Source organism: Paenibacillus sp. BAC0078 (genome assembly GCF_054483875.1).
Genome location: NZ_JBTLRW010000003.1, coordinates 76635 through 102517 on the forward strand (window position 1 = coordinate 76635; position 25883 = coordinate 102517).

Sequence of the window (25883 nt, forward strand, 5' to 3'; positions counted from 1 at the left end):
CTGGACACCCTCCTCCTGTACATTCTTTAACAGGTGAACGTATAGGAGCTTCCGGCTTCTCCGGTGAACGAAACGGAATCAAGACCGGGACCTTCAAGCCGGCAAGGACCGGAAACTGTGCAAGTCACAACCGCTTCCGTAACGATTCCCTCCGCCCAGGTGAAATCAAGGGTATACCCGCCCCTCGCCCGCAGGCCCTTGACGCTTCCTTCGCTCCAGCTTTGCGGCAGCGCGGGCAGCAGCTTGATTCCCTCGGCGTGGCTCTGGAGCAGCATCTCGGCAATCCCCGCCGTTCCTCCAAAATTCCCGTCGATCTGGAACGGAGGATGGTTGTCGAACAGGTTGGGCAGCGTAGAATGCTCCAATAGAGCGCGGACGTTCGCATAGGCCTTGCTCTCATCCTTCAATCTGGCCCAAAAGTTAATGATCCAGGCCCGGCTCCAGCCGGTGTGGCCGCCGCCGCTGGCCAGTCTGCGTTCCAGCGTCGTCCGGGCTGCTTCAGCCAGCTCGGGCGTATGCTCCACGGTGAATGCGTCGCCAGGATACAGCGCAAACAGATGGGAGATATGGCGATGCCCAGGCTCCACCTCTTCATAATCCTCCATCCATTCCTGAATCTGGCCGTACTTCCCGATTTGCGGCTTTGGCAGCCGCGCCAGAGCGGCGGTGAGTTCCTCGCGGAACGCCTCGTCCCTGCCGATAATCTCCGCACTGCGGATGCAGGCTCCAAACAACGCTTCAATAATCTGAAAATCCATCGAAGCCCCGGCGCAAAGCACTCCCGACTCTCCGCCCGGCAGCTTATAGGTGTTCTCAGGGGAGACGGACGGGCAGGTAATCAGCTTGCCTTCGGCGTCTTCCACCAAATAATCAAGCAGGAATCTGGCCGCCTCCTTCATCGTCTCATACGACTGCGTCAGAAAATAACGGTCCTGGCTGAACCGATAATGCTCCCAGAGATGCAGGCATAGCCAGGCAGCGCCCAGTGGCCAGAAGGAAGCCGGCAGATAGGTATCCTGCGGAGCCGTGTCTGCCCAGATATCCGTATTGTGATGCGCAGTAAACCCTCCGCAGCCGTACATGACCTTGGCCGTGACCCGCCCCGGCTCCCGCATCCGCTCGATCAAATCGAACAGCGGCTCATGGCATTCGGCCAGATTGCAGATTTCGGCAGGCCAGTAATTCATTTGCGCATTGATATTGATCGTGAATTTGCTGTCCCAGGCCGGGGTGAAGCTGTCATTCCAGATGCCCTGCAGATTTGCGGGCAAGGAGCCCGGGCGGCTGGAAGAGATAAGCAGATAGCGCCCATACTGGAAATAGGTCACTATCAGGCCGTTGTCCTCCTCACCCTTCTGGAACCGCTTCAACCGCTCGTCGGTCGGCAGCGCGCTCTGGTCCGGGTTCTCCGGCAGGGTCAGCGTAACCCGCCCATACAGTCCACGGTAATCTGCGATATGCCGGGCCAGCAGCTCTTCATAGGGAAGCTGACTCAGCTCTTCCAGCCGTCTTTTGGCGTAAAGCTCCGGATCGGGATGGCGGAACGAGGTTCCTGCGGCAAGCAGCAGCGTAACCGAGCTTGCCCCATCCACAAGCAAATACTCGCCTATGGTGCGGCAGATGCCATCTTCCGTGACTGCCTTCAAGACAGCGGCAAAGGTGCTGCCTCCCTCACCGCCGCAACCGCCGCCCATAGCCAATCCGCTGTTCTGCCATTTCCCTGTTTTCTCCAGGTATCTCCAGTTGTGGCGGTTGAACCTCGCTTTTAAGGAAATCCCGTTCTTATTATCAGTGGAAATTCGAATGGCAATGGCCTGATCCGGATAGCTGGCAAACATCTCACGGGTATACCAAGCCTCACCTATCCGGTAACTGATCCGGGAAACGCCACGCTCCAAATCAAGCCCTCTTCTGTAGTCTTCGGCAGGCTGTCCGTGACCGTCAAATGACAGCAGCAGTTCTCCCAGCGGCAAATAGTGCCGCTGCGCTTCGGGCAGTCCCGCCATCGACATTGCAGCCAGTTCCTCCGCCTCCCGCAGCCTTCCCTCCAGAATCAGCTTGCGAATCTTGGGCAAATGAGGCAGCGCGTCTTCGTTGTTGCGGTCGCGCGGGCCTCCATACCATACAGAATCCTCATTGAGTTGCAGCTTCTCCTCGGCTGTACCGCCAAAAATCATGGCGCCGAGCCGCCCGTTTCCAATCGGCAAAGCCTCGTTCCATTCCCGCGCCGGTTGGCTATACCATAACCGCCGCTTGTGTTCCATGCTTGTCATAATTGCTACACTCCTTAATCACCTTAGATAATTCTGCAATATACTGCTAAGGGGTCACCCTGATAAGAAACAATGGACCGACCGGCATGACCGGTGATTTCCACAGCAAATTGTCTGGCTGCCTGCATACCGGTGTAACTCCCGCTCCGCTTCCCTATCGTCAACGTACGGTCTGCTTCGCACCACTTCATCTCAATCGTGGAGTAAGCCCCGTTCTCATAGTTATAATTATCCCCTTCATCTTCATAAAGTGTGAACAGCGCATCCTTGCCGGAATATATTTTCAAGCCAATTACCGCTTCCGGCTGCTCATCCACGTATTGGACGTCCGGGCCAACCGGAACAATCGAGCCGGCACGGACAAAGAGAGGAATCGTCTCCAAATCGGCTTTGGCCTCAATCGTCAAGCCGCCCTCAATCCGTTCATCGCTCCAGTAATCGTACCATTCACCGGCTGGCAGGTAGACGCTGCGCAGCTTGTCGATACCTTGAAGCTCGCGGGAGCCGGGACCATAATACATCGCAGTTGTGACCGGCGCAACCAGAAAGGCCGGACCGAACATGAATTGATCGTCAATATTATGAGCGCGCACATCTTCCCGGTAATCGAAGGCCAGTGCGCGAAGCATCGTATAGCTATGATGTGCGACGGCTCCTGCCAGAGAATAGATATAAGGCATCAGCCTGTACCGGAGCTTCAGATATTTCACCAGCGTATCGTACATCAGCTGGCCCTCTTCGCCGAACCGCCACACCTCTCTTGGCGTATCTGTTCCATGGGAACGGAACATGGGTAGAAAGGCTCCTAATTGGAACCAGCGGACATACAGCTCGCGATACCCGAAATCGGCAACACCTTCGTCATAATCCCCGTTCCAGAACCATTGCTCCTTGTGCTTGCGCACGAAGAAAGCGCCGATATCCAGTGTCCAGTAAGGGGAACCCGTTACGCAGAAGTTAAGTCCGTCCGCAATCTGCTTTTTTAGCGTCTCCCAATTGGCTGCTATATCCCCTGACCATGTAATCGTGCCGTAACGGTGCTGACCGGCAAAAGCGGAGCGCGTCAGATTTACGACCCGTTTGCCTGTGGCCGCCGCGCGCTGGCCTTCATAGATGCCCTTGGAATGCAGCAGCGAATAGGCATTGATAAGCCCCGGATCAAGATAACGTTTGGATTCTGCCGTGTTAATCAGCATGCGCTGCTCCGGTTCCGGCTTCACCGCTCCCTTCCAGTCGGCCTCGAACGGCTCCGTGCAGTCACACCACCAGGCGTCAATCCCGTGGGAGAACAGTCCGGTATCGGCCTGATTCCAGTACAACCCGCGCGCCTCTTCCCGGAAGGCGTCATATGTGGCCTGATTGCCAAGCAGGAAACCACGCTCATTCATTTCCTGGTGGTTATCGCCGCCGGTACCCATAATCGGCCATATGGATACCATGAGCTTGGCATTCATTGCATGCAAGCTGCGCATCATTTCCGAGGGGTCAGGGAAACGTTCGGGATCAAACGTCTTTTGTCCCCACAAATTCCCCGTCCACGACTGCCAATCCAGAACGATGCAATCGAGGGGAAGCGAGCGGTCACGATACTCTTGCACTGTGGCAATCAATTCCTCCTGGGAAAGGTATCGTTCCTTGGATTGCACATACCCGTAAGACCACTTCGGAAGCATTGGCGCTTCCCCCGTCAGGTGCCGAATCCCGGCTATAATCTGATCAAACTCCGGGCCGTAAATCACATAATAATCCATTTCTTCATCCACATCCGTCCAGAGATACGAACCGAATGCATCATCATGAAAGGTCATGTACGAACAGGAGTCTACCAGAATCCCGTAGCCGCGCGTAGATACAAGAACCGGGACAACCGCTTTCATATTTTGCTGGTACAAATATTGATGACGGCCCCGGAGATTCATCATTCCCTCTTCATGCGAGCCAAGTCCATACAGGGCTTCGCCCTCCTGCCATTCGAATTCCAGCTTCGTATGATAGGCTTGTCTGTCGAGCTTGCGGTTTATTCCTTCCGCTCTTGCACGCAGACCATCCGCCCCCTGACCGGTTTCAACCTTATCCGCCGAAGCATCGAAGACCGTATGGTATACATCCGTTCGCTCCAGCGTTTTGCCGCCTCTGGACGGTTCCTTTGTCAGCAGCTTGCCAGCCGCATCCCAATAACTGAATGCACAGGTCATTTTGTCCACCCGAATCGTAAGGAGCGCTGTCGAAATTTCCAGATGATCAGGCTGGTCTGCAACCGTCCATTGAACAGCCTCTGCCTCCGGGTGACTGATCACCACAAGACTCTGTTTTCCGCTTAGCTCCGAGTCCAGGGTATAACGAATTCTGGCAATCCCCGGCGTGAAAAAAGCAATATGCATAATTCCTTCTGTTGTCTCCAGTCTGATACCATCCGAACCGGAGTACACACCCTTCAATTTCACATCTACTCCCTGCCTTTCATCATGATTTCGCTATAGTATAATGATATTATTATTGATGCCGGATGATCTATCATATATTTGCGAATTATCAACACAATATTACGATCTATAGGAGGACATGATGTACGAACACCGTTACCGGGAGGTCAAGCTGCACGGCCAGCCCGAATTTCCGCTTCATATCTATCAAGTGGAGCATCAGGCCAGCGTGCATACCATCCTGCCTGTGCATTGGCATAATGAAATGGAGATTATCTATCTTGCCAGAGGGACTGCCGCCTTCAATATCGAAAACCGTGAATTCGCCATTCAAGCAGGGGAAGCATTGATCATTCATCCGGGAGAACTCCATTCGGGGATTGCTACTTCCTGTGACGGCACTTGCTATTATTCCATCGTGTTCAAATTATCTTGGCTGTCTTCGCTGCAATCGGATCGAATCCAGGAGTTATTCATGGAGCCGCTCCTGCAAGGAACGGTCAGACTGCCAACCCTATTATCTGCTGCGAACGAAGCCCACTCCCGATTGCTCGAAGGTGTGCGGGAGCTTCTGATCCGCTACGAGCGCCAATCTACCGCTTATGAAATGAGCTTGAAAGCTCTCCTGCTGTTGTCCATTGCGGATATTTACCATTACGGATTGATGGAAATCAATCCTACGCCGGGAACTCGCCACGGGCGTGAATACAACCGGCAAATCAAGCAAGTGCTGGCTTTTATGGAGACGCATTCCAGTGAGAAGCTGGATCTGGATCAGCTTGCTTCCGTGGTATCGCTTAGCCGCTCCCATTTCTGCAAATTTTTCAAAAGCCAGACCGGAATGCGTCCGATGGAGTATTTGAACTATATTCGCATTAACAAAGCAGCCAATTTGCTCCGCAGTGGATCGTACAATGTATTGGAAGCCGCGCTGGAGTCAGGCTATCAGCATATCAGCTACTTTTCCAAATGGTTCAAATTTTATATGAATATGACGCCATCGGACTACAAGGCCCGTTATTCTTCCGGTCTTTAGCCAGCGGACACGATGCAGTAATATCCCTTATGATATGTTAAAAAAAGACAGCACCGTGGAATACTCCGGATGCTGCTTTTCTTTGATCAAGGCGTTTCGGTTATTCCAAAGTAAATGAGGCCAGACTGGCGCCTCCGTTGCCGGTATAGGTAAAATACAATGCTTGTACGCCGTCTGGAATGGCCACTTCAGTAGCATATTCCTTCCAGACATTCGTAAAGCCTACCGGTATCCGTCCAAGAGCCGGCCCGTCCCACGACGTTTTGACTACAAACTCGCCCTGGCAATATCCGCGCACCTTGATAGTGACTTTGCTGACTCCCTCGCACGCGAAATATTTAAACCCGGCGGTAGCCGAATCCGTCATATTGGCAATATAGCCAATTTCCTCGTCACCGTCTCTGCCATCCTGGGTAATCTTCGGAAACCGGCTGTCCATCCATGCTCCCATAGGTCCGAAGCCTCCGGTGTATATTTCCTGATCTTTGCAGAACAAATGGCAGGCCAGGTATGCCGGATATTCTCCACGGCCTTCGAGCGGCCCTCCGTTCGGACCGCAGGATGTAATCTCTACCTGTGGAATAGTGCCATCCTCACGGAATTCAATCCGCTCAATACAGCCCTGCCGGCAGAATGCCGTCCCATTGGTATGCCGGTGATAAAAAATATACCATTCGCCTCTAATTTCAACAATGCTGCCGTGGTTATTGCCGCCATAATACATCGGCTTGTCCGCCGGCTTGTACGTATTGATATGAAGATCGCAATTGCTGACTATGACTCCCTGATATGTAAAGCCTTTGGTCGGATGCTTGCTAGTCGCATAGCATAGCTCATGCATCGAGATTGAGGAATAGACAAAATAATAGGTATCTCCCCTTTTGCGGATGGAAGGAGCCTCAAAGAACTCATAGCCTTCGAATCCGCTCCCCTTACTGTAAGGCTGGCTCGGTGCAACGAACACAGGCTCTTCGACAATCGTGAGCATATCCGGGCCTAGCACCGTAGCCATTGCTCCGTGTCTGGATAGATCACCGAAGCCGCAGAATCCGGTGTACAGGTAGGTGTTCTCTCCTTCAGTCAGCACGCCCGGGTCAAACTGCGGTTCGTCGCCTTCCCTCTCCCCCAGGCGTGTTCCATCTGCATATTTTACATAGCCGTAGAACTCATACTTTCCTCCCGGCTTGTCACATACAGCTACCGAAACAACGGACACCTTGTCAAGCACATAGTAGAGATAATACCGCCCGTCCGGTCCCACCGTGACATCGGGAGCATACAGGCACATGCTTCCTTCAGGATTAAGCGGGTCGTCCGTAGTTTGGTAGATTACCCCTTCATACTGCCAATCCGCCAGATTGTCCTCCGGTGCCGACCAGCAAACATAGTCGTTCAAGCAAAAAGCGTGTCCGTTAAAACGGTCATGCGAGCCATACACATACACTCTGCCTTCAAAAACATACGGCTCGCCGTCAGGGATATATTCCCAGGACGGGAGATACGGATTGAATCCTTGTTTTTTTGCCATCGTAATTTTCATCCTTGTCATTAATAATTTTTGTCTGTTTATGCATTCACAATCACTTGCATGGAGCAATCGGCATCATCCGGGTGAACATCTCTTTCTTTCGCCACATCCATTACCGGTACGCCCTTGCGGTTAAAATGGACTCTGTGCATGGCCGAGCATCTCGTCCCATGCTTCACCAGCTGCTCTTCCCCGTGATACAGAATCAGCACATTGCCGTCATAGTCCCTGAAAAATGAATTATGCCCCGGCCCGTATATTCCTTCGATAGAATAATAAGACAATACAGGCGTGCTTGCTTTGGTCCACGCGTTGATGTCCAGATAATCGCTGCCCCGGGGGATGCTTAACAGCCCCAGCGCATAGGTGTAACCCGTCGCGGCTCCGCCGGAGTAAGCGATATACACCGTATCCTCCGTAAGAAGAGGATACGGACCTTCATTGTTAATGGTCCCCTGAACATTCTCCCAGCCGAACAGCGGCCGCGAGAGCAGCACCGGTTCACTGGTCAGTACCGCAGGATTGTCCTCATTTACCGTCGCGATATACAGCATGGAGCCGGTGTCTAGCGGTGTTCCGATCCCCTTGCGGTAGGACCAGACCAGACATGAAGTACCCTCGGCCTTGAAATAAGTCATATCCAGCGTGATACCGTCCTCCGCCAAATAGGCTCCGTCCGCCCGCTTCACACGAACCGGCATATTCCAATCCGCAGCCTTCATGATGTCGCCGTCCTTGTTCAGTTTCATGAGGTGGCACTGCGGTCCCCATTCCTTGCCGCCTACGGCGAACAGAATGTATAAATCCTCGCCGATGATATGAAATTCGGGAGCCCAGAACGTCTGGATGAAGTTGTGCTCCTCATTCAGATCCAGGATGACAGCTTCCTTATAACCGGGGGCGAATAAGCCGCTTAACGTGTCCGACTCACGCACATAGATGCCGATATCATTGACATTGTCATTGGTGGCCAGGAAATAATATTTGCTGTGCCACGGAAGGATTACCGGGTCGGCATACCCACTGGCCAGAGGGAACGGGAAATCATGCGTGACCACCTTGCCTTCTACGGTATACGTTCCGGGCGAGGTAAAATCAATGCCTTCAGTGTTCCACGCTACCTGCTTGTCTGCGGTAGAGCCGTCAGAGTAGACCGCTGTGGCTTTAATCGCTTTCAATTCATCTGCAGAGGCCACGCGGACACTCTCCGGCACACGGATTCCGGTATTGTACACCGGTGTCCAGGAAGCCTGCACCGAGCGGCCGATGCTGCTGTCCACCGAAATCACATTTCCCGGATTTGTTCCAGACAGCGGCTGATCCGGCCGGTCTATCACAAAGGCCTCCGCCGGTTCCGGCGGTGAAATACGGTCCGGCTGCACAAGGTCAGGCAAGCGGTTATAATAAAAGTTCCCCTCGTTGTCCTGCCAGCGAATCTCATAACCTTCGCCGGTGTCGTCAAGGCCACACACGACCTCTTTGACATACAGCTCTCTGTGCAGCTCGACCAAACCATGATAATGAAAGGCAACCAGATCTGGGGATGTCCACAGAAGAATATGCCCTCTGCTGTCTTCGTCATCATCTCCGAGTGCATCTACTCTTACAGCAACAATGCCGAAAGAACCGTCAGCCGTCCGGAACAAATACGGATTTTTCAAGCCTTTTTCATGAATCACGTTATTTCCATCCACGGTTGCCAAAGCGAACAAGATGCCATAGTTCCGGTTCAACGGCTGAAATTCGTTTTTATCATCCGTGCAGGCTAAATGAATACTGTTGCTCAGAGAGCCGGTGTAGTCCTGGTCTGGTTTGCGTGTATAGACGGTAAGCCTCATATGATTGTCCGACCTGTTCATCACAACATCACCTTTACAAATTTTTGGGCTTCACAGCTTGGTCCCTTACAGTATAGTGAAGCGGCTCGACCGAAGTCCATGACATATAGACATGTAACATTGATCTATTCTTAGATTATGGGCCCGGCCCGAATCATCTATAGATTTTAAGGAAAACGCTTTAATTTCTTTACCCCCGGGTATGTTATACTCTGGGCAAAACCCTATCTACTGGAGGATTGTTATGGAATACAGAAACCTGTTCCTGGAGAACGGAATGTCCGAAGAGGCGATCCGGCAAAGGCTTGACGACACCTGGAACGAATTGTTCTACGGCGCGCCCGATGTGCGAATCTACCACCCTATGGGTGACGATAAGGGGTACATCGTGGATACCGGCAATACAGATGTGCGTACTGAGGGCATGTCCTACGGGATGATGATGGCTGTCCAAATGGACAAGAAGGAAGAATTCGACCGTCTCTGGAAGTTCGCCAAGGTATACATGCAGCATACGGAAGGACGTTACAAGGATTATTTTGCCTGGCACTGCAAGCTGGACGGGACAAGGCTGTCGCCAGGTCCGGCACCGGACGGGGAAGAATTTTTCGCAATGGCGCTGTTCTTTGCCGCGAAGCGCTGGGGCGACGGCACCGAACCGTTCAACTATTCCGAGCAGGCCAGAATCATTCTCCGCGCCTGTGTACACAAGGGGGAGAACGGTGAAGGCGATCCGATGTGGGACCCGGCAACCAAGCTGATTAAATTCGTTCCTGAAACCCCCTTCAGTGATCCCTCCTACCATCTGCCGCATTTCTATGAATTATTTGCCCTGGAGGCGGATGAACAGGACAGAGCCTTCTGGAAAGAAGCCGCAACCCGAAGCAGAGCCTATCTGCAAAAGGCTTGCCATCCGGAAACCGGCCTTTCCCCCGAATATGCCAACTATGACGGAACCCCGGCCGAACCCCAGCCGCATGGAGATTTCCGCCACTTCTTCAGCGATGCCTACCGGGTCGCAGCCAATATCGGGCTGGACTATGAATGGTTCGGCTGCGACCCTTGGCAGGTGGGGCAGTCCAACCGGATTCAGGCCTTCTTCCGGGACATTGATGTCGCCGATTACCGGCGCTACACCATTGACGGCCAGCCTTTTGAGGAGCCGTCCCTGCATCCGGTCGGCCTTCTGGCAACGCTGGCCATGGCCTCGCTCGCTGCCGATGGGCCGGATGCCGGCCATTTCGTCAGGCTGTTCTGGAATACGCCGCTGCGCACCGGGGTCCGCCGGTATTACGATAACTGCTTATACTTCTTCAGCATGCTGGCCCTAAGCGGAAACTACCGGATTTATTCATAAATGGACACCACAAATCGCTCCTTTGGATATGGTGGAGGCACTGCCATCCATCCCCAGAGGAGCGATTTTCTTTTAACTGCTTTGCGCATCGGTCCGGTATTCCTGCGGTGTGATTCCGGTCCATTTTTTAAAAAATCGGGTGAATGATTGCGGCGTAACATATCCGATTAACGAGCCGACCTCCGCCACCTTCAGTTCCTCTCTTTTCAGCAGTGCTTTAGCCTGGCGGATTCGCATCTCTTCAATATACTCTGAGAGATTGATGCCCCGTTCCTGCTTGAACAGACGGGACAGATAGGAGGGATTGAAGTGGATCACATCCGCCAATCGGACCAGCGATAGATCTTGAGTGATATTCTCTTCAATATAGGAGCATACCTTGTCGATAGCGCCGGCCGCTCGCTTTTGCTCCCCGCTTTTCCTGACGGAAAAGAGGAGTTTTGCCGTGTCCTTCAAGAAGTCAAAGGCTTCTTCCCACGAACGGTGCTCCTCCAATTGCGTTAGACCGTGCGCACCTATCTGTTCATCGGGTTCCCATCTGTTGATATAAGACATGAGCATCAGTGCAAGGGTGAAATACAGCTCCGTCAGGTAAGGGCTGCCCCTCTCCGATTCATGACCGGCCGGCTCGACCATCTCGTCAAAAAGCCTGCAAAACTCATGTTTTCTTCCCGCCTCCAAATGTGCGGTCAAGGTCTCGGACTTGTCGCGCAAAGACCGGTCACGGACGGAATCAGGCATTACCGCCTCCGCCGGAAGCACCTTCTGCACCATCCGGTTTCCATCACCAACCCGGTAATGCTGGAATTGTCTTGTCTTGTCGTAAAAAAAGGGGAGCGCGGTCCAGGCGGACTCTTCTACGCTCAGTGTAACGGCAACCATTATATTCAGTGACTCCAGACATGCTTGCTGAATCAGCTCGAATGTCCCTTCCAGAAACATGACCATTTGTTCGAAGGCGTCCGTCTTTTCCGCATATTTTTGCCAGTCGGGCTGTATTAGCCAGATCAGGTCGCCGTACCGGTCAATTACCCCGAGACTGACTGTCCTCTCCTTCAGCAGCTTTTCCGACAGATACTTAACCGCAAGCGCCGTCTCCTGGCGGTCAGCATACGATTGGGAGGACTCCGGATAAGACAAGCTGCCGAGTGCTATCAAAACGGGCATAGACGCATCCAGCGGTATGCGCAATTGCCTGAAATCCTCCTCCACATCCTGCCCGAATTTGACACTGTGGATAAGATGGCGGAAATAGTCCCCTTGGGCCAATGTCTCAAGCGTATCCAGCTGCTCTTTCGATTGGCGGATCAAATGGTTCACCCGCATCGTGTCATCCAATTCCTTCAAAGCACGCTTCACGGCCTCAATCAGCTTCGGGTACCCCTCGTTCTTCAGCACATATTGAACGCCCGGAGCTTGAATCGCCTGATAGACATAATTAAAGTCACTGTGGCCTGTCAAAAAAACCATTTTACACTGGGGCCAGCTCCGGCGGATGTTTTCCATCAGCTCCAGCCCGTCAATTCCGGGCATACAGATATCGGACAAGACAATATCCACTCTCGTCCGGCCCAGCAGGCTCAGCGCTTCTTGACCGGAGTACGCTTTATAAATATCCAGATCGAGGTCCATTTTGCCAAAAATAACTGCCAGGCCATCCGTGATAATTTCTTCATCGTCAACGATAAGCATCCTGTACACCAGCATCGTCACCTCCAGCCAAAAGAAGGATGGTTACCTTAAGTCCGCCGAGCTCGCTCCAGTCGGCCTTAAGGCCGCTTTTCTCCCCGAATGTAATGCGAATCCGCCGGTGAATGTTCACCATCCCCGTCGTCTCGGCCTGCTCCTGATATACGTCAAAGGTCTTCTTCATTTGCTTCAAGGCTTCATCCGTCAACCGGTCGCCGTTGTCTTCAACGATGATGCGGATTTCGGGACCCTCCTGTTCAAAGCGGACAACGATCAGGCCATTCATGACTTTTTTCTCAAGACTATGCTTGAACGCGTTTTCAATGATGGGCTGAACAATCAACCGGGGAACAAGCACCGTCCTCAGCTCATCCGTCAGTGGAGCGAACTGGACCTGAATCCGCCTGGAGAAACGCATCGCCTGAATTTCTGTATACATTCTCGCATGATGAATTTCCTGTTCCATTGTCACCAGATCGGAAGCATTTCGGGTCACAAATTGAAAATACTCGCCGAGAAGCGTTGTAAGCTGTTCGATCCGTTCCGTGTCGCCCGTCTTTGCCATTGTATTAAGAATAAAGAAGCTGTTATATAAGAAATGCGGGTTGATTTGCGATTGAAGCTGCTTGAGCTCCGCTCTTTGGGCCATAATTTTCTGCTTGTATACCTGGTCGATCAAGGAGTGTAAATTCTCCACCATCTGATTGAAGCGGCTGTACAAATAACGGAACTCATCATTGGACTTATGCGCGATATGAATATCCAGATCGCCTTGCTCCATTCTTCTGAAGCCCTTCACCAGTGTCAGCATGGGCTTATGAATATACTTGTAGGTGGACAGCGCAAAAGCAATGATGATGGCAAGTGCGGCCACAACAAACACCCAGGCCCACGTATAAAACTTGCTTAATGGGGTCTTAATAACCCCCTCCGGTATAATTCGATAAATGGTCAAGCCCAAATCCGAAGAGCCTGCCTGGACAATATAATACTGATCCCCGGCTATCTTCAGCCTGTCGCCCGGAGGAATCAAACGAAGCTGCCGGTTGTACAACGACTGGTCAACCTGCGCCAGCCTCCCGGTCACGCTGGACAAGGCAACGCTAGCGCTATCCGACAGCAGCAGCGTGCCGCTGCCGGGATACGTATTGAATTGTCCAAGCGCCACTTGAAGCTTCTGGGGATCCAGCTCGATCTCCACCGTGAACAATGGCTCTGCTCCCTTTAATCCCCTCTGCTTCATGGCGCCAAGGAACAGCCCGCCGTTCCACTCAATAACCTGGGAACCGCGTTCCCCGAAGACGGAGCGGATTTCACGGAAGCGTTCGGATTCAAATTCCCGTACTCCGCCTAAGGCCGAAATCGTTCTGCCGATGGTCAAGATATGAACTCTTACATCCTTAATGTACGTACTGCTGTTTTGAACAGTGAACAGCCGGTTCATCAGCGAATTCAGGTTCTCTGTGCGCTCAATCGTCGCCAGCGTCTCCCAGGTCAGTGCCAGCTTGTTCAGGTATTCGTCCTCCAGAAGGCTGTACTGCAGCAATTTCATGCGCTCGATCTCATTTTCCATATCGTTCAGATAGAATGCGGTTTGAGCATTGGCAGACCTCATAATGTCCGCGCTTGCCGTCTGCACAATCCAATTGTACAGATAAACTGCAAATAACAGGATAGGCAGCATAATCAGAAGGAAGGTCACAATCAATCGTAGAAATATCGTGTTCCGCAGCGAAAAATCCTTTTGGAAAAACAATGGCAGTGCCTCCAAGAGTATTTTCTCTCAATTATATCCCGAATTCGCGGAGACAGACAGATTCAATTTGAACCTGTCCCGCGGTCACCCTTTCACGCTGCCAAGTACGATGCCTTTCACGAAATATTTCTGCAAAAACGGATAAGCCAGGATGATCGGAAGCGAACCGAGAAAGATCTGGGATGATTTTAACGTCCGGTCCGAAATAAGCGCCAGGTTGAGCATCGCGTCCCGCGACATGTTCGACAGATTCTGCTGGATTACAATCGTCTGAATATAGCTTTGCAGCGGATAATTGGATGGATTTCCCATAAGCAGCAATCCATCGAACCAGCTGTTCCAGTGCTCGACCATCGAAAACAAGGCAAGCGTAGCGAGCGCGGGCTTCGAGATCGGCACAAAGATAGACCACACCGTCCTCCAGTGGCCTGCTCCGTCTATGAGGGCCGCTTCTTCAAGCTCCTTCGGAATCTCCCGGAAGAAGTTAAGCAGCAGGACAACGCTGAACACAGGAACCGCGCCGGGCAGGACAAGCGCCCAGATCGAATCGAGCAAACCGTACTCTTTTATAGTCGTATACCAGGGGATAAGCCCTCCGTTGAACAGCATCGTAACAAAAAACGCCCAGGCATACACGCTCCGAAACCGGAGGGCATGGGCTTCCTTCGATAACGGGTAAGCGACCATAATGGTCAAGAGCAGATTAAGCGGGGTTCCGATGCCGATCCGCGTCAGGGAAACGAGCATAGATTGCCAAAATTCATTGCGGCTCATCGTATACTTATAGGAGGCCAGCGTGAATTCTACAGGCCATAGCCTTACGTATCCCGCCGAAGCTGCCGCGCTTGAACTGAATGAAACGGCTATGATATGAATCAAAGGCAATATGCACAGCAATGAAACCAGGATCAGAAATACGGCATTAACCACAGAAACCCAGTCAAGGCGTTTTCTTTTCCGGATAGGAGTTAGTTTTGCCTGATTGGGCGCCAACCGTTGCTCCAAGGTTCTCCCTCCTCTAAAAGATCCGATATTTTGCGAACCGGTAGGCCAGCAAATACGAACTTGAAATCAAAGTAAGTGATATCACCGATTTAAAGAAACCGACTGCGGTTGCCACCCCGTACTGCGCATCCAGCAGACCGATCCGGTACACAAATGTGTCCAAGATATCGCCGCTTTCGTATACCTGCGGACTATATAAATTGAACACCTGATCGAACCCGGCATTCAGCAATTGCCCCAGGCTGAGTACCGACAGAAGCACAATTACCATGCGTATCCCCGGAATGGTGATATGCCAGGTTTTACGCCAACGGCTGGCGCCGTCGATGGTAGCCGCTTCATATAACCCCGGATCTATTCCGGTGATTGCTGCCAGGTACACAATCGTCCCGTAGCCAAAGTTCTTCCAAATATCCGAAACGATCAGCGTAAAGGGAAACCAGTCATTGTCACCGAGGAAGAAAATCTTAGAAACTCCGAACCATCCGAGAACTTCATTTACAATTCCCCCGGAAGGCGAAAGAATATCAATCAAGATGCCGCCAAGCACGACCCAGGATAAAAAATACGGTAAATAGATCGCTGTTTGAACGGACCGTTTGACTACATTGTTCTTGAGCTCGTTCAAAAGCACGGCGAACACGATTGGAATAATCAGACCCAGAATAAGCTTGAGACTCGAAATAAACAGCGTATTCCACAGCACTTGCGTGAAATTCGGCAAATTCATCACATATTCAAAGTTATCCCAGCCAACCCATTTCTGGTCACCGAACAAGCCCTTGGCAGGAATAAACTTCTGGAAGGCAATCATGACCCCGGCCATCGGAATGTACGAAAATAAGAAGATCAGCACCAGTCCCGGCAAAAGCATCAAATGAAGCGGCAATTCCTTTAGCAGTTTCGCTCTCATCTTTATCCTCCAAATGCAAGCAAGATGGAATGGAGGAAGAACAAGTGATTTCTTCCTCCAAGTCAGATCATTTCTTAGTCGATGCGTACCATTCGTTGACCTCTTGCGTAATTTGATCTCCGCCCAGCTTCTGCCAATCCTTCACAAACTGGTCGAATTTTTCGATGGGCTCTCCTAAAATGATCTTGACGAACATCTCGTTCTGCTGCTTTTCAAGCGTTGTTTTGCGCTCCACCATTGTCGGAGTCGGAGCACCGACGAATTTCTCGAGCAGGAACTGGTCGTTCTTAATGTACTGGTCGGCTATGCCCATGGACCCTTGCTCTCCATAAATCCGCTCCCAGCCCCACAGCGCGAAGCCTTCCGTCGAGCCTGACGCATAAGACTCAAGCTTTTCCTGAATCGTCTTTGCTTCTCCCGTCAGCTTGGAGAAATCACCGGCCTTGCGGGCAGCGTCAATCTCCCGGAAAGCGTCTACATTTTTCGTAACCGGATATGGCGTAACCGGCGATAGCTGCCATACACTTTCCGCTTCCGGCGGTGCAAAGTACTTGCCGAATTCAGCAGTCTCGCCCCAGTTCTTCTCCAAATGCATATTGAACAATTTGATTACCGCTTCCGGGTGGGCAGTACCCTTTTTGACGGCGAAGAAACGGGTAGTGCTGAATTTAAGCGGCACCTTAGGGGTTTCCCCCGATTCCGAGACAATCGGGAATGCCTGCCACTGCGCATTAGGATCATTGTTGCGGTTGAGCTGGAGCGGCCAGATGGAGTTCCATTGCTCGCCATACTCCATCCCGATCTTCCCTGCGGAGATCAGCTCGGAGACCTTGCCTCCGTCCTTAACCCCGAATTCCTGGTCGAGCTGTCCTTTTTTGGCCATATCCTGCAGCACCTGGAGCGCCTTTCTCACTTCAGGCTGAATACTGCCATACACGAGTTTGCCTGAGCCATCGTCCAGCCAAATATTCGGATAGGCATTGTATCCGGCCATAAAGCCTTCCAGCCCCATCGCTCCGCCCCATAAATCTTTGGTAATTCCAAGACCGAATGTATCCTTCTTGCCGTTCCCATCCGGGTCCTTCTCCACAAAGGCTTCAGATATGGCAAGGACGTCTGCCATCGTTTTGGGCGGCTGCAGCCCCAGCTTCTTCAGCCAATCCGTACGAATCCAGATGTACATCGACCGCTCAATTGAAGATTCCAGGCTCGGAATCGCCATCAGCTTCCCGTCGAAGGTGGCCGCATCAAAAACACTTTTCCCTTCTCCCGAGAGCACTTTTTTGGTGAATGGGGAAGCGTACTTTTCATACAGCTCCGTCATATCCTCAATCTGGTCCGAATCCGCCAGCTGTTTGAGCTGCGTGGCATTGACCGGGGTTACATCCGGCAAATCGCCGGAAGCCAGCGTTACGTTGATTTTCTGCAGGTATTGGTCAGAGGTCTGGCTGCCCTTTACAACCCACTTATACTTGATCTTGATCCCAAGCTGATCTTCATACAATTTAGTCCAGCGGTTGTTGTCTATGGTTTCGTCCTTCAAGACTCCAAGCACATTATTCTCCACGACATCGCTGAGGTCCCGGACGAACGTTACTTCAATCGGCGGATCGTATTTCCCGAGCGGACTCTCGTCTGCGGCTGAGCTTATCTCCGGATTATCCGTTGAAGCCGCCTCCTTGTTTCCGCTCTCGGACTCGCCGCCTCCCGAGCAAGCGGACAGCAGCAGGGAAGCCAGCAGCAAAACTGAAGTTCTCTTAAGCCATACTGATCCTTTCTTTGTTTCCGTTCTCATGTGCAACCCCCAATTCAATTGTAGTTGTCTTATTGATTACGCTTTCATTATGGGGGAGCCAACAGGTATTAACAACGCTCACATCTTTACTTCACTTCTCCCGTGTTGACAAAAACTAGCGCCGCGCTTCACTCAGGCGTTGCAGGCATGTTCGACCCGCCGGATATACCGTCGTCATCGGTACTCCCCTCCGCTTCGCCCTCTTCGCGGTAGACGCCCGGCGTAATGCCCGAGTACTTCTTGAACACCTTGGTGAAATAGTGCTTATTCTCGAAACCAACCTTCTTTCCGATGGAGTTCACGGATAGCTCACGCTGTGACCTGAGCAGCTTCTGGGCTTCCTTGATGCGGTATGCGTTCAAATAACTGACAAACGTGTCACCCGTCACTTTCTTGAACAGGTTGCTGATATAGTTAGGATGAAGATTCGTCAATTCGGCAAGATGATCCAGGGACAGATCGTTCATATAATGGGTTTTGGTATAAGCCAGAATGCGTTTGGCATGCCCTGAGCACTCTGGATCAGCTTCGGAGGGAAGCTCCTGGTCAATACGCGCCAATAGAGCGGCAATCTCATTCTTGTCGATCGGCTTCAGCAGATAGTCCACCACTCCCGTGCGGAGCGCCTTCCGTACATATTCGAATTCATCGTAGCCTGTAAGGATAATAAAACGGTCGCACAGCCCGCTGTCCCTGGCCTCCTTGATCAGCTCGAATCCATTTTTCTCCGGCATATGAAGATCCGTAACCGTCACATCCGGCATGTAGTCTTTCATGAGATCTAGTGCCTCAAAAGCGTTGTTCGCCTTGAATACCTCTGTCCCGAGCGGAGCCGCTTCGCCGATAATCTTGACCAATCCGTTAAGGATAAGCGGCTCATCGTCAACAATCAATACTCTCATAACCGGTCTGTTCCTCCTTTTGCGATGATGATACTCAGGCATGTTCCCCGGTCCGGTCCGCTGTCAATGAGCAGCTGCGAGGAGCCGCCGAAGAATGATTTGATCCGTTCGCTGACATTGAACAGACCCACGCCTCCCTCGTTCTCCGCGACGGCTCTGTTGTCGCCCCCCTTTGCCAACCGGGAGCGTATTTCCATTAGCTTGTCCTCCTGGATGCCTGTTCCATTGTCCGTAATGGAGATGAGGATTTCATCTTCGGTTTCCCGGACTTGGAGCTTAATATGGACGGGCCTGAGTATAGCGGACGCCCCGTGAACGATGCTGTTCTCGACCAGAGGCTGGAGTATGAATCTTGGACAAGCAATCTGCTCCACATCCATGGCGACGTCAATCTCGTAAGTCAATCTGTGCTGGAGCCGCATCTTATGAATATTCAGATAGAAAATGACCGTTTCGATTTCCCTGGCCAGAACGGTCCGGTCTCCCTCCGAGGACAGGCTGTAACGCATCAGCTTGCCGAACCAGAACGAAATATCCGCTACTTCCTTGTCATTATTGGACTCAGCCAGCATCCGGATCGTCTCAAGGGTATTATAGAGAAAATGCGGTTTGATCTGGGCCTGAAGCACTTTATACGCCGCTTCTTTATTCCGCAGCTCGGACCGGTGGACGTTGTTGATCAGTTCGTCCATGCGCTTGATCATCGAATTGTAGGTCGAGGTCAGAAATCCGATCTCATCCTGGCGGTTCGGCTTATCGTGCTTGCTGATAAACTGCTTCATATTATCGTCGTCCACATTGCGCATATGTCTTGCAAGGAGCAGAATGCGCTTGGTAATTGTCGATGCGAGCGCATAATAAACAAATGACAAGACCGTCAGAAGTGCGATGATGGTAAAGACCAGGATGATCTCCTTGCGCTTGATTGTGCGAAACACAGCGTCAACCTTACCGGTCACGACGACCCGGGCGTCCAATTCCTCAATATACAACTGGTTCACAATTGTTTTATTGTTGATGAAATAGGGCCGGGTATCATCTGAACCGAGCTGCTTCCAGGTTGCCTTGTCAATTCCTGCCGGGGCGGCTTCCGCAGGCGGTACCCCCTGCTTGGGAAGCAGGAAGGCTTGCCAATTGTCTCTTCCCCCGGCCGCCTCGTACAGCTTTCGAATTAGACTGCTGCCGACGCGCAGCTCAAGAAGTCCAATTTTTTCGGTAAAATTAGAGTTGTAGATGTTCTGATAGAACATAAGCGAAGGTGTCGCCGCCCCCGGATCGGATATCATCCAAATTCCCTGACCGGGCTTCAGCCTGCGCGCGACCTCCTGACCCTGCGGATCCAGAGATGAGATATCCAGGAACCGGTCAGTAATCGGAAGCACCCGCTGTTTGGTTTTATAGATCCGAAAGCTCTCAATTTCCGGATTAATAAACAGCGATTGAGTGATAATCGGACTGATATAACGGTTATAGGTGTAAATGCTGTACGAATCGGAATCATACACTCCGTCCAGATAATCTGTGACATACGGGTTATATTGCAGCATACGCTGGATGGAGTCGATTCGGGTCAGGTCCATCTTCATATTGGCATGTGCCTGCTCCAGTATTTTTTGACGGCTTTGGACGAATTGATTGGTCAGGTTGCCGTAGATTTGTGAATAATAGTAGTAACCGAATATGACAACTGGAATAAAAATCAGGATGACATATCCCAAAGTGATTTTACGAACGATGCTCACGGCGACGAATCCTCCTGAATCCCGGATTGATTACTTCTAAACGTACCATGAACAAGCAAAATCCGGTAGAGGCATGGCGCCTCTACCGGTTGTCCTTGGCTTGCTTACTTGAACAAATCCTTCTTCTTCTCATAGACTGTGTTGGCCCAATCTACCAGCTTCTGCAGCCCCATATCCTCTGCTTTCTTAACCATACTGTTGTAATTTGCCACTGCTTCCTCTTCGGAGTTCGCAAGGTAAATTTTCACCTTCTCGTTTTTGACCATCTCGTCAATCTTGGTCTTAATCGTCTTCTCCTCAGAATCGGGCTGTGCCTGGATTAAGCCGATTTGCGGCTTATAAACAGTGATGGCTTTTGTATCGATCAGGGCTTGTGTCTTCTGTAAGCCGGGAACATAGGACAGCATGCCTTCCGTAACCCCGTCGTTGTACAGGTACCACCACTTGATGCCGTTGCTGTTAACGAAATCCGCATCGGAAGGGTTGTATTTCAGATCCGGATGCCCTTCCTTGTTCCAGGTCCAATGCTCCCCTTCGACGCCGAACATTGTCAGCTTCTTGCCCTCATCGCTTGCCAGATATTGAAGAAATTTGATCGAGGCTTCCGGGTCTTTATTGTTCTTGGTGATGAACGTTCCCGCAAATCCGAGCCCCGAACTTACAACCTTTGCATCTTTCGACAAGGCGCTAGGCAGCATTTTGAACGTGAATGAGCCGCTTCCGCTGCTTTTGATTTTTATGTTGTCCGTATCCGCTGTGGCAACCGTATGGCTGTGGGCAAACGCTTTTCCGTTGGTCGCATACTGGTCATCAATCTGATCGTTCGCCAGCGCGAAATTTTCTGCCAGAATGTATCCGTTGCGGTACAGACTGTTCATAAACTTGAAGAACTCCAGCATTTTGGGCTGTCTAATGGAATAGTCGACTTTTCCATTCTCTTCATACCAGCCATCCAGGAGGACGCCTGTGCCGAACTGTTGGAGGAAATATTGCTCCAGCCAGTCTTTGTCCATGATGAGCGGCACCATATCCGGGTATTTCTTCTTGACCATACCTAGTACTTTCACAAAATCATCCAGCGATTTGATCGGCGGATTGCCCAGCTCTTTCATGATATCTTCCCGCACGGCAATCCCCGGATGGCCGTCGCTGCCGATCGAATATTTGTTCTTCGCCATTTCCTCCTGAGTGGCGAAGGAATTTCGAATCGTGTAGAAGTTGCCGTCGTCCATAGTATGGATCGCAATTCTCGTCTTGTCGATCTTGAAATCCGGCGCATATTTCTCGATCAGCTCATTCCATGGATAGGACAGCTTCGAATCCGACAGCCGGTCTATGTTCGAATAGGTGAAAATAAGGTCCGGGAGGTCGCCGGAAGCAATCATCAGCGGAAGCTGCTTGTCGTCCGTTGCGACTGTAACCTTCAGCTTTATACCTGTTTTCTCGGTGATTTTATCTGCAACGGGTCCTTTCCATTCTTTCACCGGATACCAGGGAGCGTCGATGAACAGCGACAATTCCTTCACTTGTCCTTTGCTAGAATCCCCTTTTGCATCAGTATTATCCTTGCTGCCGGCATTGTCTCCTTGAGCTGCATTGTTCGATTTGCTTCCCTGTCCCCCGCTACCGCAGGCTGACAGGAGCGAGATCATCATGATAGCCGCCAATACTGCCGCAAGCATCTTGTAGCTTCTGATTTTTTTCAAACAAAACTCCCCCATTGTAATTTAATATATTAAAGCAAGCGCTTTAATATTGAAGCTGCTTGTTTAGCCCTTTACAGAACCAAGCATAATGCCATGCACGAAATACTTCTGCAGGAATGGATACACACAGATGATCGGTACTATGGAGACTACCATCGCCGTTACCTGCAATGAGAAGCTGGTAACGCCTGCCGAAGCACTGTTGGCAGCAGCAATCGCATCCATCGGAGTATTGCTCTTGTTAATGACCTCCATCATGCGGAAGGCAAGCGTCCGCAGGTTCTCCGACTGGACGAAATACGCAGAGTCCAGCCAAGAATTCCATTGGCCTACACCCATGAACAGCGCCATTGTGGCAAGAAGCGGCATCGAGACCGGCAGGATAATCCGGAAGAAAATAACGAATTCGCCCGCGCCGTCAATGTGTGCGGATTCCTTCAGCTCGCCGGGAATTTCCCGGAAGAACGAGATAGCAATGAGCAGGAAGAACGTGCTGAGCATCGACGGTATGATATAGACGCCAAACGAATTAAGCAGACCGATCGAGCGCAGCACTACGTAGTAAGGGATCAGGCCGCCGGAGAAATACATCGCAAAAATGATGATTGCAAAATACAATTTGCTGAACATCAGATCGCGGTGCGAAAGTCCGTAAGCTACCAGACTTGTCAGCAGCAGCCCCAATGCTGTACCCGAAACCGTCCGGACAACCGTGACTATGAAGGCACGGTACCACTTAGGATCGTCCAAAAACATTTTGTAATTCTCCAGAGTAAAGCTTCGCGGCCAGAGATAGACGCCCCCCAGAAGAGAATCCGATCCTTTGTTGAATGAGGCGATCAGAACATAATAGAACGGGTACAGCATAATTAGCATGATAATGAAAAGGACGGTATAAATAAAGCCGTCAAAAAGCATATCCTTTTGTCTTTGACTCTTGAGCACAGCTCTTCCTCCTTTCCCTAGAATAAACTTGAGCCTGACATCCGTTTTGCGATAGAGTTACTGGAAAATATTAATACTACCGAAATAACCGACTGTATTAAATCAATAGCCGCTGCGTAAGAGAACCGGCCGTCCTTCAGCCCCACCTTGAACGCATAGGTCTGCACAATCTCCGAAGTCGGATTATTGATGCTGTTGCCGAACAGGTATGCCTGCTCGAAATTGGAGCCCACCAGTCCTCCTCCAAGAATACTGCCGATCGTCAACACCAGCACCACCACGATGGTTCCCTTCATCCCCGGCAGCGTGATATGACGAATGCGGGCAAGTCTTCCTGCCCCGTCGATCTCGGCCGCTTCGTACAGCGCCGGATTGATTCCGGTAATGGCTGCCAGGAAAATGATTGTCCACCAACCCATTTCCTTCCAGACAGCGCTTCCGACTGCAAGTCCCCAAAAGTAGTTCGGGCTTGTCAAAATATTGAGCGGTTCGTGGATGAAGCCGAGGCTCATCAGGGCTTTGTTGACCACACCGACATCTGCGGACAGAAAGGCATAGGAAACACCGACCACCACGACCCAGGAGATAAAATGCGGTAGATAGCTGACCGTCTGAACGAACCGCTTGAAGGCCATGTTCTTCACTTCATTCAGCATAATGGCGAGCAGAATCGGCGCCGGAAAAGCGAAGATGACCTTCAGAAAGCTCAGGACCAGTGTATTGCGGACAATCTTGCCGAACTGATAATCGTGTACGAATTCATTGAAATACTTCAGTCCCACCCAATCACTTGTAAAAATCCCCTTAATGCCGCTTGAAATGCTGTAGTCTTTGAACGCCATCAGGATCCCGAACATAGGCGTGTACGAAAAAACCACCAAGAACAGCATACCGAGTCCGACAAATAAATGAAGCATCTTTTGTCTTTTGAACCGCTTCCATAATCTGCCGCTGCCGGTCTGCGGGCTACTAAGCTGCGTCTCCAGTTGCATATGCGACCCTCCTTCTATATGTAGTGTACTCTCCCGAACAGCGCCGGCATAAGCCAACATTCTTAAGAAAGCGTTGTCATTTTTAAATATGGATACGCTTCGAAGTATAGATGTAACGATCTCCCATGACAGAGACGCTGTCCGAATTGTACCACGCATGTTGCGAAACACATGTTCAAGTAATTGAATGAGAAACCCAAAAAGGACCGCAACAGCTTGCCCGCCAGCAACCTGTCACAGCCCTCCAACCCGCGTCTGACGCGGTCTTACGCCTGTTCTTCTTCTCCCGTCGCGATCGAATTTTCCGGGTAGCTGACCCAATCGCTCCAGCTTCTTATCCACCCAAGAGCCACTTCACCTCCGGAAAGCGGCTATCCGGTCCTTTCATTAAGCTTCCGCCTTGATTTTTCAGATACATATCGAAGAAATCCAGCATATAAGCATTGATAACGGAGTTCGCTCTTTCGGGCGCAATCTTTCCTGTAATGCCCAGCCTTTTGAAAATCGGAGAAATGAACTGTACGTCGGTAAAATTCAAATGCTCCGTATTTTCGATATAGAGGACTTGTCCCCCTTCGCCCAACGTTTCGCGCATCCGTTCAAGCTCCAGCTTTTTATCTTCCGTTACTTGATCCATCCACTCTCTTGTTGAGCCCATACGGTTAAGCTCTGCATCCGTGTAGGCCCGGTTATCCATCACCCTTTTTAATTTTTCGAATTCACTTTCCGAGTTGATGAACAAAAATGGCTTTCGCAGCCCCTCTCTGTCACGCAGCCGATAAAGCGCTCCATCAAGGTCTATTCCAACCGCGATTCGCGGATCGTAAGTAGCGTCATAGGCCGTCGCTCCGCCGATGGAATGACCGAACACCCCGACATGACCGAGATCAATCCTCCCTTGCAGATCACTTGGAATCTGCCCCGATTGGATGAGCTCGAATTGGTCCAGCACAAACGTCACATCGCCCGTTAAAACTTTGCCGAGCTTGTCGCGATTTCCGCTTTCCGTCCGGTAATCATGGTCGGGCGAGAATAAGTCGTTGGTTGTGCTGGTCGTGATCCGACCGTCTGGAAACTCGGTTGCAAATGTATTGTAGGTGTGGTCGATCACTGCCACGATATAACCGTGACTCGCCAGATTCTCGGCTTGCGACGTGTGGAGGAACCTGGAAGAGCCGTAGCCGGGATTCGCAAGGATCAGCGGGTATGAAGTCTGTGCCGAAGAGACTTCGGCTCCCGAATAAGCATGACTGGATACGTACTTCAGGTGCCCAAAAGTAAACCCGGGAAGGCCATAGTTCGCGGCCATATAACGTAAAATACGGGTATCGGGAATAAAGGGAGCGTACTTGCCGGTGCCAGCTTGAGCCGGATACCATACCTGAACCATCAATTCCCTCTTGCCTGTCGCGGGTTCTCCAAATGTCTCCTCCCGGTTTGGATCAATGAAATGAAAAACTTGCGTGCCTACCTTCAGCTCACCCGTTGGTGCCGGAAGGCTGAATACGGGAAACACATAGAGGAAGCACGCCGTTGCGATTAGCCCAATCACGATAAAAAGCCGACCCAGCACCCTACGGATTCGCGGGACCGTCCGAACGGCTTTCTGCGTTATGAAAACGTCTATAAGCGAAAGCATAAGCATCAGGATCGTAAATCCGTATAAAAATAAAAGCTGAACCCTGTATCCTTCGACAAGAAAATGTATCACTAAAAAAATAGAGCCGGCTCCGCTTGTCAGGAGCAAAGCTGATCTTCGGATACGTTGATTAGAAATGAACAGGAGCGCCAACAAACAAGCACTTGAAAAGAATAGCAGTATTTCAGAAAGCCTCACGCCAACTCCCCCTAAAAACTAATCCCATCGATGGATAGGATTAATATACAGGAGCAAATAGGTTGAAACTATTGATTTAGATTACAATTGCCTTACACTCCTCGTAAGGTTATTAAAGGGCTGCAACAGGTCACTTACTCACCACC

The 25883-nt window shown here is 51.1% G+C and carries 17 protein-coding genes; 2 read left to right on the forward strand and 15 right to left on the reverse strand.

What is annotated here, in order from left to right:
* Positions 1–26 precede the first annotated feature (26 nt).
* Together ACX1DY_RS07055 and ACX1DY_RS07060 are read right to left on the reverse strand one after the other, a co-directional pair.
* Complete coding sequence (locus ACX1DY_RS07055) at positions 27–2273, reverse strand: glycoside hydrolase family 95 protein (protein WP_458963491.1); 2247 nt, start codon at positions 2271–2273, stop codon at positions 27–29.
* 23 nt (positions 2274–2296) lie between these two features.
* Positions 2297–4717 carry a glycoside hydrolase family 31 protein gene (locus ACX1DY_RS07060; protein WP_458963492.1) on the reverse strand — a complete coding sequence of 807 codons (2421 nt, stop codon included), beginning with the start codon at positions 4715–4717 and terminating at the stop codon, positions 2297–2299.
* A gap of 121 nt (positions 4718–4838) precedes the next feature.
* Between ACX1DY_RS07060 and ACX1DY_RS07065 the strand changes: the two genes are divergently transcribed.
* Complete coding sequence (locus ACX1DY_RS07065; RefSeq protein ID WP_458963493.1) at positions 4839–5732, forward strand: AraC family transcriptional regulator; 894 nt, start codon at positions 4839–4841, stop codon at positions 5730–5732.
* A 100-nt stretch (positions 5733–5832) separates the two neighbouring features.
* Here the strand turns inward: ACX1DY_RS07065 and ACX1DY_RS07070 are convergent, their stop codons facing one another.
* Together ACX1DY_RS07070 and ACX1DY_RS07075 are read right to left on the reverse strand one after the other, a co-directional pair.
* Positions 5833–7260 (reverse strand): family 43 glycosylhydrolase, encoded by a 1428-nt coding sequence (locus ACX1DY_RS07070; RefSeq protein ID WP_458963494.1) that lies wholly within the window; start codon positions 7258–7260, stop codon positions 5833–5835.
* A gap of 38 nt (positions 7261–7298) precedes the next feature.
* Entirely contained in the window at positions 7299–9119 is a 1821-nt protein-coding gene (locus ACX1DY_RS07075) for a family 43 glycosylhydrolase (protein ID WP_458963495.1), read from the reverse strand.
* A gap of 223 nt (positions 9120–9342) precedes the next feature.
* Here ACX1DY_RS07075 and ACX1DY_RS07080 point away from each other — a divergent pair, with 223 nt between their 5' ends.
* On the forward strand, positions 9343–10455 hold the full coding sequence (locus tag ACX1DY_RS07080; RefSeq protein WP_458963496.1) for a glycosyl hydrolase family 8: 1113 nt from the start codon (positions 9343–9345) through the stop codon (positions 10453–10455).
* Between the two features lie 72 nt (positions 10456–10527).
* Here ACX1DY_RS07080 and ACX1DY_RS07085 read toward each other — a convergent pair whose 3' ends face one another.
* The 11 genes from ACX1DY_RS07085 to ACX1DY_RS07135 form a co-directional block, all read right to left on the reverse strand.
* On the reverse strand, positions 10528–12162 hold the full coding sequence (locus ACX1DY_RS07085) for a response regulator transcription factor (protein ID WP_458963497.1): 1635 nt from the start codon (positions 12160–12162) through the stop codon (positions 10528–10530).
* Positions 12134–13900, reverse strand: coding sequence for a sensor histidine kinase (locus ACX1DY_RS07090; protein ID WP_458963498.1), 1767 nt, complete (start codon positions 13898–13900; stop codon positions 12134–12136). Before ACX1DY_RS07090 ends, ACX1DY_RS07085 begins: the two co-directional genes overlap by 29 nt.
* Before the next feature lie 84 nt (positions 13901–13984).
* Positions 13985–14863, reverse strand: a complete 879-nt coding sequence (locus tag ACX1DY_RS07095; RefSeq protein ID WP_458963909.1) for a carbohydrate ABC transporter permease — start codon at positions 14861–14863, stop codon at positions 13985–13987.
* A 55-nt stretch (positions 14864–14918) separates the two neighbouring features.
* A complete protein-coding gene (locus tag ACX1DY_RS07100) occupies positions 14919–15818 on the reverse strand; it encodes an ABC transporter permease (protein WP_458963499.1) in 900 nt (299 codons plus the stop codon).
* 67 nt (positions 15819–15885) lie between these two features.
* On the reverse strand, positions 15886–17613 hold the full coding sequence (locus ACX1DY_RS07105) for an extracellular solute-binding protein (RefSeq protein WP_458963500.1): 1728 nt from the start codon (positions 17611–17613) through the stop codon (positions 15886–15888).
* A 128-nt stretch (positions 17614–17741) separates the two neighbouring features.
* Positions 17742–18515, reverse strand: coding sequence for a response regulator transcription factor (locus ACX1DY_RS07110; protein WP_458963501.1), 774 nt, complete (start codon positions 18513–18515; stop codon positions 17742–17744).
* Positions 18512–20257 (reverse strand): sensor histidine kinase, encoded by a 1746-nt coding sequence (locus ACX1DY_RS07115; RefSeq protein ID WP_458963502.1) that lies wholly within the window; start codon positions 20255–20257, stop codon positions 18512–18514. The genes ACX1DY_RS07110 and ACX1DY_RS07115 overlap by 4 nt, the downstream gene beginning before the upstream one ends.
* A gap of 104 nt (positions 20258–20361) precedes the next feature.
* A complete protein-coding gene (locus tag ACX1DY_RS07120; protein ID WP_458963503.1) occupies positions 20362–21963 on the reverse strand; it encodes an extracellular solute-binding protein in 1602 nt (533 codons plus the stop codon).
* A 63-nt stretch (positions 21964–22026) separates the two neighbouring features.
* Positions 22027–22908 carry a carbohydrate ABC transporter permease gene (locus ACX1DY_RS07125; protein ID WP_458963504.1) on the reverse strand — a complete coding sequence of 294 codons (882 nt, stop codon included), beginning with the start codon at positions 22906–22908 and terminating at the stop codon, positions 22027–22029.
* A 17-nt stretch (positions 22909–22925) separates the two neighbouring features.
* The gene (locus tag ACX1DY_RS07130; RefSeq protein ID WP_458963505.1) at positions 22926–23900 is read right to left on the reverse strand and encodes an ABC transporter permease; all 975 of its coding nucleotides are present in this window, start codon (positions 23898–23900) and stop codon (positions 22926–22928) included.
* Between the two features lie 334 nt (positions 23901–24234).
* Entirely contained in the window at positions 24235–25737 is a 1503-nt protein-coding gene (locus tag ACX1DY_RS07135) for an alpha/beta hydrolase family protein (protein WP_458963506.1), read from the reverse strand.
* Positions 25738–25883 lie beyond the last annotated feature (146 nt).